The 6996-nt window shown below is 67.5% G+C and carries 6 protein-coding genes, 2 pseudogenes and 1 riboswitch; of the genes and pseudogenes, 6 read left to right on the top strand and 2 right to left on the bottom strand.

Translation table 11 applies throughout. The features are described from left to right. The 5 genes and pseudogenes from G3N99_RS31635 to metF form a co-directional block, all read left to right on the top strand. A pseudogene (locus tag G3N99_RS31635) lies at positions 1-513 on the top strand (MinD/ParA family protein); the annotation flags it as partial. Positions 514-535: 22 nt separating this feature from the next. After that, the gene (locus tag G3N99_RS31630; RefSeq protein ID WP_174940047.1) at positions 536-1270 is read left to right on the top strand and encodes an RNA polymerase sigma factor FliA; all 735 of its coding nucleotides are present in this window, start codon (positions 536-538) and stop codon (positions 1268-1270) included. A gap of 105 nt (positions 1271-1375) precedes the next feature. Next, positions 1376-1491: riboswitch (S-adenosyl-L-homocysteine riboswitch) on the top strand. Between the two features lie 32 nt (positions 1492-1523). Further along, positions 1524-2942: an adenosylhomocysteinase gene (ahcY, locus tag G3N99_RS31625; protein ID WP_011350612.1), complete on the top strand. Its 1419-nt coding sequence runs from the start codon at positions 1524-1526 to the stop codon at positions 2940-2942. A gap of 162 nt (positions 2943-3104) precedes the next feature. Further along, complete coding sequence (locus tag G3N99_RS31620; RefSeq protein WP_006477367.1) at positions 3105-3458, top strand: phage holin family protein; 354 nt, start codon at positions 3105-3107, stop codon at positions 3456-3458. 12 nt (positions 3459-3470) lie between these two features. Continuing rightward, on the top strand, positions 3471-4301 hold the full coding sequence (gene metF, locus G3N99_RS31615) for a methylenetetrahydrofolate reductase [NAD(P)H] (RefSeq protein ID WP_174940045.1): 831 nt from the start codon (positions 3471-3473) through the stop codon (positions 4299-4301). 89 nt (positions 4302-4390) lie between these two features. Here metF and G3N99_RS31610 read toward each other — a convergent pair whose 3' ends face one another. Next, positions 4391-5869 carry an amidase family protein gene (locus G3N99_RS31610; protein WP_206124349.1) on the bottom strand — a complete coding sequence of 493 codons (1479 nt, stop codon included), beginning with the start codon at positions 5867-5869 and terminating at the stop codon, positions 4391-4393. Positions 5870-5950: 81 nt separating this feature from the next. After that, entirely contained in the window at positions 5951-6643 is a 693-nt protein-coding gene (locus tag G3N99_RS31605; protein WP_174954882.1) for a dienelactone hydrolase family protein, read from the bottom strand. Positions 6644-6865: 222 nt separating this feature from the next. Here G3N99_RS31605 and G3N99_RS42120 point away from each other — a divergent pair. Continuing rightward, positions 6866-6996: pseudogene (locus G3N99_RS42120) on the top strand (nitronate monooxygenase); the annotation flags it as partial.

The raw sequence follows: 6996 nt of genomic DNA, 5'->3' as shown, positions 1-6996 counted from the left end.
CAACTGAGCGATTTCATCGACGGGCCGGCCGACATCGTCCTCGCCGACGCGTAGCTCGGCGCCGACGGGTCGTTCTCGGCCCTCGCCCGCGAAGCGCACGACGTGCTGGTCGTCACGCGGGTCGCCGCGCAGGCGATCACCGAGGCGTACGCGTGCATGAAGCGGCTGCATTTCGCGCATGCGTTCGCGCAGTTCCGCGTGCTGACCAATCACGTCGGCAGCCATGCGGACGCGAAGGTCGCGTTCGACAACCTCGCGGGCGTCGCGAGCCGCTACCTGACCGTGTCGATCGCCGACGCGGGCTGCGTGAGCGCCGATCCGCTCGTCGAGCACGCACGCGAGCTGATGCGTGTCGTGGTCGATGCGTTCCCGTCGTCGGCCGCCGCGCGCGACTGCCGGCAGATTGCCGCCGACCTGCTGTACTGGCCGATGCGCCCGCGTTCGGGTGCGGGCCGCGCCGTGCACGCGGGCGGCAAGCCGTCGTATGAGGCGGGCGCGGCACACGCCGCGTGAGCGCCACCGGAAGGAGAGAGCCATGATGTACAACGCTCAAGGAAAGATGTCCCAGGCCGACGTGCTCGCGCAATATGCGCCGCTCGTGCGCCGCCTCGGGCTGCAGCTCGTCGCGAAGATGCCGGCGAGCGTCGACCTCGACGACCTGATCCAGGCCGGCATGATCGGCCTGATGGACGCGGCCGGCCGCTACAAGGAAGACCAGGGCGCGCAGTTCGAGACGTACGCGACCCAGCGTATCCGCGGCGCGATGCTCGACGAGCTGCGCAGCAACGACTGGCTGCCGCGCAGCCTGCGCAAGACGTCGCGCGAGGTCGAGCACGCGGTGCACCAGGTCGAGCAGAATCTCGGCCGCTCGGCGAGCGAGACCGAAATCGCGCAGCACCTGAACATGCCGCTCGACGAATACCAGGGGATGCTGCAGGACCTGCACGGCAGCCAGCTGATCTATTACGAGGATTTCGACCGCGCGGCCGACGACGAGCCGTTCCTCGACCGCTACCGCGTCGATCACGCCGATCCGCTGTCGGCGCTGCTCGACGACCACCTGCGCGAAGCGCTCGTCGAGGCGATCGAGCGGCTGCCGGAGCGCGAGAAGCTGCTGATGTCGCTGTACTACGAACGGGGTCTGAATCTGCGCGAGATCGGCGCGGTGCTCGAAGTGAGCGAATCGCGCGTGTGCCAGCTGCACAGCCAGGCCGTCGCGCGCCTGCGCGCGCGGTTGCGCGAACAGGCGTGGGTCGGCGCGGAGTCCTGACCCTTTCTTGACGGCGGCGCGCGCCGACGCCGCGCGCTTGCGCCGTCGGTGCGCCGTGCGCGGTGCTTGCGCATTCCGCGCGCCGATTTGCTACAATCCTCTCCGCTTTCCGAGGAGCGTTGCGACGGACCACTCTGCGTCCGCCAGGCTCGGAAGGCTTCACCAAGCAGTCGTGCGGCACAACCGCGTCGGCCCCGCTTCCTGAACGGCGCTCACGTCACCAATCTAGAAACTTTTTAGAAAGGAGGGCGTGATGAACGCCATTATCGATTCCAAAGCTTCCAACGATTACGTCGTCGCCGACATGGCGCTGGCCGGCTGGGGCCGCAAGGAACTGAACATCGCCGAGACCGAAATGCCGGGCCTCGTGCAGATCCGTGACGAATACAAGGCACAGCAGCCGCTGAAGGGCGCGCGCATCGCCGGTTCGCTGCACATGACGATCCAGACCGGCGTGCTGATCGAGACGCTGAAGGCGCTCGGCGCGGACGTCCGCTGGGCCTCGTGCAACATCTTCTCGACGCAGGACCACGCCGCTGCCGCGATCGTCGAAGCCGGCACGCCGGTGTTCGCGTTCAAGGGCGAATCGCTCGACGAATACTGGGAATTCTCGCACCGCATCTTCGAATGGCCGAACGGCGAATTCGCGAACATGATCCTGGACGACGGCGGCGACGCAACGCTGCTGCTGATCCTCGGCGCGAAGGCCGAGAAGGACCGTTCGGTGATCGCGAAGCCGACCAACGAGGAAGAAGTCGCGCTGTACAAGTCGATCGCGCAGCACCTCGACGCGGACCCGACCTGGTACTCGACGCGCCTCGCGCACATCAAGGGCGTGACCGAAGAAACCACGACCGGCGTGCACCGCCTGTACCAGATGGAAAAGGACGGCCGCCTGCCGTTCCCGGCGTTCAACGTGAACGATTCGGTCACGAAGTCGAAGTTCGACAACCTGTACGGCTGCCGTGAATCGCTGGTCGACGGCATCAAGCGCGCGACCGACGTGATGATCGCGGGCAAGGTCGCGGTCGTCGCGGGCTACGGCGACGTGGGCAAGGGCTGCGCGCAATCGCTGCGCGGCCTGGGCGCCACCGTGTGGGTCACCGAAATCGACCCGATCTGCGCACTGCAGGCGGCGATGGAAGGCTACCGCGTCGTGACGATGGAATACGCAGCCGACAAGGCCGACATCTTCGTGACGGCCACCGGCAACTTCCACGTGATCGGCCACGATCACATGAAGGCGATGCGCCACAACGCGATCGTCTGCAACATCGGTCACTTCGACTCGGAAATCGACGTCGCGTCGACCCGCCAGTACCAGTGGGAAAACATCAAGCCGCAGGTCGACCACATCATCTTCCCGGACGGCAAGCGCGTGATCCTGCTGGCGGAAGGCCGCCTCGTGAACCTCGGCTGCGCGACCGGCCACCCGTCGTTCGTGATGTCGAACTCGTTCGCGAACCAGACGCTCGCGCAGATCGAGCTGTTCGTGCGCGGCAACGAGTACGAGAACAAGGTGTACGTGCTGCCGAAGCACCTCGATGAAAAGGTCGCGCGCCTGCACCTGGCGCGCATCGGCGCGAACCTGTCCGTGCTGTCGGACGAACAGGCTTCGTACATCGGCGTGCAGAAGGACGGCCCGTTCAAGCCGAACCATTACCGCTACTGATCCGACGCGCCGCTGCCGCGGTGCCGTGCGCGCGTCGCCGACGCGCACCCGGTACGGCGGCACGGCGCGGGATCGCCGGCTGTCGCGGCGTGCCTTCGGGTACCCGCGACAGCCGGCGGCGGCCACTGATCGTACCGATCGACAACCGAACCGGAGCACTCCATGAGCGTCATCCTCACCTGGGTCATCAACGCGCTCGCGCTGCTGATCATCACGTACCTCGTGCCGTCGATCCACATCAAGAGCTTCGGCACGGCGCTGATCATCGCGGTCGTGCTCGGCCTGATCAACACGGTGATCCGTCCGGTGCTGATCCTGCTGACGCTGCCCGTCACGATCGTCACGCTCGGGGTGTTCATCCTCGTCGTGAACGCGTTGTGCTTCTGGTTCGCGTCGTCGCTGCTGAAGGGCTTCGAGGTGTCGGGCTTCTGGTCCGCGTTCTTCGGTTCGATCCTGTACAGCATCGTGTCGTGGCTGCTGTCCGCCCTGATCTTCGGTCAGCGCGACATCGGCTGACCTCTTCGAATCATGAAACCGATCGAACTCTCGTTTGAATTCTTCCCGCCGAAAACGGCGGAAGGCGTCGAGAAGCTGCGCGCCACGCGTGCGCAACTGCTGCCGCTGAAGCCGAAATTCGTTTCCTGCACGTTCGGCGCCGGCGGTTCGACGCAGCAGGGCACGCTCGATACGGTGCTCGACATGCAGAAGGACGGCCTCGAGGCCGCGCCGCACCTGTCGTGCATCGGTTCGTCGCGCGACAGCCTGCGCGCGATCCTCGACCAGTACCGCTCGTACGGCATCCGTCACATCGTCGCGCTGCGTGGCGACCTGCCGTCGGGGATGGGCGAAGTCGGCGAACTGCGCTATGCGTCGGAACTCGTCAGCTTCATCCGCGCCGAGCATGGCGACTGGTTCCACATCGAGGTTGCCGGCTATCCGGAGTACCACCCGCAAGCGCGCTCGCCGAAGGCCGATCTCGAGAATTTCGCGCGCAAGGTGAAAGCCGGCGCGAATTCCGCGATCACGCAGTACTTCTTCAACGCCGACGCGTATTTCCGCTTCGTCGACGATGCGCGCAAGCTGGGCGTGGAGGTGCCGATCGTGCCGGGCATCATGCCGATCACGAACTTCTCGCAGCTGATGCGCTTCTCCGAGATGTGCGGCGCCGAAGTGCCGCGCTGGGTCGCGCGCCGGCTCGAGAGCTTCGGCGACGATCGCGAGTCGATCCGTGCGTTCGGCGCGGACGTCGTCACGAGCCTGTGCCAGCGTCTGGTCGACGCGGGCGTGCCGGGTCTGCACTTCTACACGCTGAACACGGCGGCCGCGACGCGGACGATCTGTGAACGGCTGGTCGTGTAAGCGCGCTTACGCGATTGCATGCGAAAAAGCCCCGCCGGTGATGCCGGCGGGGCTTTTTTTTCGATGACGGCGGAGCGCGGCCGCGGGCGTCAGCGCTGCGCCTGCATCAGCGGCGGGCGGCGCTCGAACCACGGCCGCGCCTGTTCGAGCTGCCGGGCGAGCCGGAGCAGCAGCGCGTCGTCGGTGTGACGCGCGGCGAACTGCACGCCGATCGGCAGCCCGCGTGCGTTCCAGTAGAGCGGCACCGACATCGCCGGCTGGCCGGTCAGGTTGAACAGCTCGGTGCAGCCGGCCCACGTGAACGCCTTTTCCGACGACTTCGCGAGCATTTCCTTCAGCAGCGGCTTCACCGGCAGCGCGGCGAGCACCTTCATCTGCGCCGCTTCGAACGGCGTCGGCTGCAATTCGCCGATCTTCACCGGCGGGCCCGCGAGCGATGCGCACAGGATCGCGTCGTAGCGCGACACGAGGCCGGCCACCTGCACGGTGAGCTGGCGCTGCCATTCGAGCACGTCCGGCAGGCGCGTGCGTGCGAGGCGCCGGCCGACCACGGCCATCGCCCACGTCGCGGCTTCGAATTCGCCGCGCTTCGGCGTGCGGCCGGTCAGCGCGCGTGCACCGAGCACCATCTCCTCGGCGATCGTCGCCCATAGTGTGAGGAAGGTTTCGGCCGCACGCGCGTAGTTGACGTGCAGCGTCGCCGGCTCGACATGGTGGCCGAGCGATTCGAGCAGCGCGGCCGCGTCGTCGAGCGCCGCGCGCGTGTCGTCGGCGAGCGCTGGTGCGAGCATCGGGTCGAGCACGAGGCCGATCCGCAGCGGGCCGGGCGGCGTGTCGAGTTCGCCGAGAAACGTACCGGGCGCGCCGGCCGGCAAGGTCTGGCCGGTCGTCACGTCGAGCAGCAGCGCGCTGTCGCGCACGCTGCGCGTGACCGCATGCTGGACGACCAGCTCGCCGTTCGACGGCAGGTCGACGAGTACCGGGTTGCGGCTCGGCTTCAGGCCGAACAGCCCGCAGCACGACGCCGGAATGCGGATCGAGCCGCCGCCGTCGGATGCATGCGCGATCGGCACGATGCCGGCCGCGACGGCCGCCGCCGCGCCGCCGCTCGAGCCGCCGGGCGTGTGATCGAGATTCCACGGGTTGCGGCATGCGCCGAACAGTTCGGGTTCCGTGTACGGCATCTGGCCGATTTCCGACGTGTTGGTCTTGCCGAACACGTTGAGGCCGGCTGCGCGGCTGCGCGCGATCACCGGCGAATCGTCGGCGGGCACGAAATACCGGTAGTGCCGGCTGCCCATCGACAGCGGCAGCCCGGCGACCGCCGCGCCGAGATCCTTCACGAGATACGGAACGCCGGCGAACGGCGCGTCGGCGCTGCCGTCGGGTGTGGCGGCCGCACGCTGGCGTGCGGCTTCGTAGTCCTGCAGCACGATCGCGTTGATCGCGCTGTTGACCGCTTCGGCCTGGCCGATCGCGGCGTCGAGCAGTTCGCGCGGGCTCGCCTTGCGTTCGCGTACCAGTGTGGCGAGGCCGATCGCGTCATGCGCGAGATAGTCCGAGTGCATCGCAGTCACCCCCGTTGTGACTCGTGGCGATGACAGCAGCATAACGCGGGCCCGGTGCGCGGGGCCCGCGGCCGGCCGTTTTTAGAGGTGCTCGGCGAGGAAGGTCAGCGTGCGGCCATGCGCGAGCGCCGACGCGCGCTGGTTGTACGACGCGCGGTCCGTGCAGTTGAAGCCGTGCTCGGCGCCCGGATACACGTGGAACGACGCATGGTCGTGGCCGGCGAATGCGGCCTTCACCTGGTCGACGGCCGTGAGCGGGATGCCGTGGTCGTTTTCCGCGTAGTGGAACAGGATCGGCTGCGTGACCTTGCCGGCGAGGTCGAGCGCGTTCTGGATACCGCCGCCGTAGTAGGCCACCGCCGCGTCGATCTTGCCGGTCGCGGCCGCGCGGTACGCGAGCTGGCCGCCGAAGCAGTAGCCGATCGCGGCGACCTTGCCGGCCACTTCGGGGCGTGCGCGCAATGCATCGGCTGCCGCGCCGATGTCCGCGACCGCGAGACCCACGTCGGTCTTTTTCATCAGCTCGATGCCCTTGTCGCGATCCGCGCCTTCGTAGGTCAGCTCGACGCGCGGCTGCGTGCGCCAGAACACGTCCGGCGCGAGCGCGACGAAGCCGTCGGACGCGTACTGGTCGGCGACCGCGCGGATGTGCGAGTTCACGCCGAAGATCTCCTGGATGATGATGACGGCAGGGCCTTTGCCGCGCTTGGGCAGCGCGAGATAGCCGCCGAAGCTGTCGTTACCGGCGGGGATGTCGATCCATTGGGCAGTCACGTTCTGAACTCCTGGCGAACGGGGTGCGCGATGCGCGCCCCGGGTTGGAAGAGGCGGCCTAGTGTGCCACCGATCGTGTGACGGTGCAGGGCGCGCGCCCGCTTCTCGCGCAGCGATCGTTTCGATCTCGATTATTCATTTTTCGGCGCTGCGCCGCTTCGATAGAGTCGATGTGCCGGCCTTTACAAAGCGCTTTCGCGCATCGTCATCGAAGGATTCGCCATGTCTGCCCGTCTGTTTTCCACGCCCTTTTCCGAACGCTTCGGCCTGCGCCTGCCGCTCGTGCAGGCGCCGATGGTCGGCGCGACCACGACCGCGATGGTCGCCGCCGCGTCGAATGCCGGCGCGCTCGG

It is taken from the genome of Burkholderia sp. Ac-20392 (assembly GCF_017104585.1).
Classification (GTDB): Bacteria; Pseudomonadota; Gammaproteobacteria; order Burkholderiales; family Burkholderiaceae; genus Burkholderia; species Burkholderia lata.
This window is presented reverse-complemented; position numbering and strand designations above follow the sequence as displayed.